The sequence below is a fragment of the Bathymodiolus azoricus thioautotrophic gill symbiont genome, assembly GCF_001298715.1.
Lineage (GTDB): Bacteria > Pseudomonadota > Gammaproteobacteria > PS1 > Pseudothioglobaceae > Thiodubiliella.
On sequence record NZ_CDSC02000345.1, the window covers coordinates 1 to 2,919 of the forward strand.

Annotated in this window: 4 protein-coding genes; all 4 read right to left on the bottom strand. The window is 36.4% G+C overall.

What is annotated here, in order from left to right:
* Positions 1–370 (bottom strand): hypothetical protein (locus BAZSYMA_RS06745; RefSeq protein WP_090716998.1); only part of this gene is annotated, 370 nt, incomplete at its 3' end.
* A gap of 25 nt (positions 371–395) precedes the next feature.
* Entirely contained in the window at positions 396–1,211 is an 816-nt protein-coding gene (locus BAZSYMA_RS06750; protein ID WP_090717001.1) for a DUF58 domain-containing protein, read from the bottom strand.
* A gap of 24 nt (positions 1,212–1,235) precedes the next feature.
* Positions 1,236–2,174 carry an AAA family ATPase gene (locus BAZSYMA_RS06755; RefSeq protein WP_195910136.1) on the bottom strand — a complete coding sequence of 313 codons (939 nt, stop codon included), beginning with the start codon at positions 2,172–2,174 and terminating at the stop codon, positions 1,236–1,238.
* Positions 2,171–2,818, bottom strand: coding sequence for a dUTP diphosphatase (locus BAZSYMA_RS06760; protein WP_090717005.1), 648 nt, complete (start codon positions 2,816–2,818; stop codon positions 2,171–2,173). The genes BAZSYMA_RS06755 and BAZSYMA_RS06760 overlap by 4 nt, the downstream gene beginning before the upstream one ends.
* Positions 2,819–2,919 lie beyond the last annotated feature (101 nt).

A 2,919-nucleotide genomic window follows, 5' to 3' on the forward strand; every position in this document is an offset into this window, starting at 1 on the left:
AAACATGAAGAAAATCCTTGATTTTTTTAATTAAATCGGGTTCTAATTGCGCCACTTTTTCTTTATATTTATAGGCTAATAATGCTGTATTGATTTTCTCAAAATCGACTGCATTGTTATCATTCACCAGCACATTGGCATAACGACTGAATGTATAAGCTGTGAGCTTACTGTCGTTAAAATCAAGGTTTTTAAGTAGGTTGAGTGCCTTTCTTTTTTTATCATTACGGCGTTTTAATTGAAATTTTTTCCAACCAAAATATCCTGCAAGCAACGCCATCAACAACACAACAAACAATAAAACCAATAGATAAGTAAAGGAATGATCTGCAATGTCAACCAGTGGTTTAATGTCTTTTAAAGTATCCATAATTATTGTCTTAAGCGCCCTCCCTTCACTTTAAAATTTGCGAAAGTTTGACAAAAACATCATCGTTGGTGTAGATTTTACCCACATTGATTTTATGTTGAGCAAAATGCAAATAACGCTTATCGTCCTCAATTTTTAATTGAGATTGATATTTTTTTGCTAATTTTTTATCAAAATCCACTTCAATACTGCTGTTATTTTGTGCATTTTTCAAACTTAATTCTGTGCCAAAAATTGGTAACTCTTCTAATGGGTCACGCACTATTATTGCATTTATTTGGTTTTTATGGGCAACCCTACTATAATCACTGGACTGATAAAAATCACCAATAACAAAAACCAATGATTTTGCCTGCTGAACCAAATAAGTGCTCAGTGTTTCTGGGTTTATTTGTATTTTTAACAAGTCAAAATTTAGCAGTGCTTCAATTGCCAACAGCAAACTACCCATATTATTGAGTTGAAAAATTTGCTGCTCATCGTTAAAGAAAAACACCAGTTTTGTTTGGTTCTTTTGTTGTATAGAAGAATACGCCAAATGTGCGACAATCTCGGCAATTAACTCATTTTTCAAACGCACAGAACCAAAATGTAGGCTACTGGAAAGCATTACGCAAATGACCACATTAATTTGCCTGTCCTCGTTAAAAACATTGGTTTGTAATTCACCCGTTTTGCCACTGGCAGAAAAATTTATTTTGCGAATATCATCACCTGCCTGATAGGGGCGAATTTCGCAAAAATCCAAACCATCACCTCGCATTTTTGACAAATGCTCCGCCGACTTTTGGGTAAAAACATTCTTCTTAGCGTGTAATATTATTTCTTGTGCTGACATCATAATGATAAAAAAACCTTGGTTGATTTATGGCACTTGAATTGCCTCAAGTATCTGTTTAATAATGGCCTCAACACTCATATTTTCAGCCTGCGCCTGATAACTTAAAACAATTCTGTGTTGTAGCACTTCTGTTACTACACTGGCAATGTCAAGCGGTGTCACAAAGTCATTGCCCCGTATTAATGCCTTAGCACAACTGGCTTTGTATAAATCAATACTGGCTCTTGGGCTAGCGCCAAACTCAATATAATGTTTGATTGAATCCAAGCCATAATCTTGCGGGTAACGGGTTGCAAAAATTATTTTTAATATATAATTTTGCACCGCATCATCCACATGAATCTTCTCAAACTGCTGTCGAATATCGACAATATATGCTATATCTGCCACTTGCTCAACCTGCTCAAAGCCATTAATAGCAACTCGTTTAACCACTTCCAATTCTTCTGCCAAAGTATTATAATCAAGCACTGTTTTGAGCATAAAGCGATCAAGTTGTGCTTCTGGCAATTGATAGGTTCCCTCTTGCTCCACTGGATTTTGGGTTGCCATAACCAAAAAAGGTTGATCTAGCTTAAAACTTTCATCGGCAATCGTCACCTGCCTTTCTGCCATTACTTCAAGCAATGCCGCCTGCACTTTGGCAGGTGCACGATTGATTTCATCAGCCAACAATAAGTTGGTGAAAATCGGCCCTTTTTTAACGCTAAACTCCCCTGTTTTTGGGTTGTAAATTTGTGCACCTGTTAGGTCGCTGGGTAGTAAATCTGGCGTAAACTGAATGCGTTTAAACTGAATCCCTAAGGCTTTAGACAAAGTATTAATTGCCGTGGTTTTTGCCAATCCTGGTACGCTTTCAACCAAAATATGACCACCGGTAATCAGTCCAATTAACAAATGATCAACCAGATCTTCTTGTCCAATAATGACTTTTTGTATTTCTGTTTTAAGTTTTTTTATCATAGCGCGTATGCCTCCTCTAACTTTTTGTAAAATTGCTTGGGGCTGAGATTAGGATGTGCTTCCATCAGTTTAAAAGCCACCACATTATCTTCAACGCCCCCCCATAATTTGATATAAGTGCCGTCTTTATAACCGTGATCTTGTCTAAAAGTATTGAGTTGGTTTTTTATTAAATAACGCTTATAAAGTTCTGTTACATCCATATTCATTGTTGCCAGTGCCTGAAAGAAAAGCCCTGTAATTTCATACAAGCTATTTTTTGATTTATCCACATTGGCACTAGCGGCAACGGCGATCATTTTTTCTAAAATTTCCACAGTGAGTTCCGGATTAACCTCTCTTTCAGGTTGTATATCGGCATAAGCCTCAGCAAATTGTGTGTCGCCAAAATGAATCGCCTCGGACATAATAAAGTGCCAAATATCCACCAGCTCAACTTTAGCGTTATCTAGGTCTGGTTCACTTTCAATGTTTTTCCAATGTTTCCAGTTAAACGAATCAATCGCCTCAGCAGCTTCCATATAAATACAGCGAAGCCATGAAATTTGTCGCCCTTCTTTGGTAGCACCTTCGGTCCAAATAAGCCCATTGGTGGCATCATTAAGTTTTTGCTGCAACTCAAACATTTGTTTAATTTGATTCATAAATAAGACTTTACAATGATATGAAATTTATTGGGCACATTATACAATTTAGCATGCGTAAAAATCAATTAATTAATTACAATTTAGATGAATATAAAACC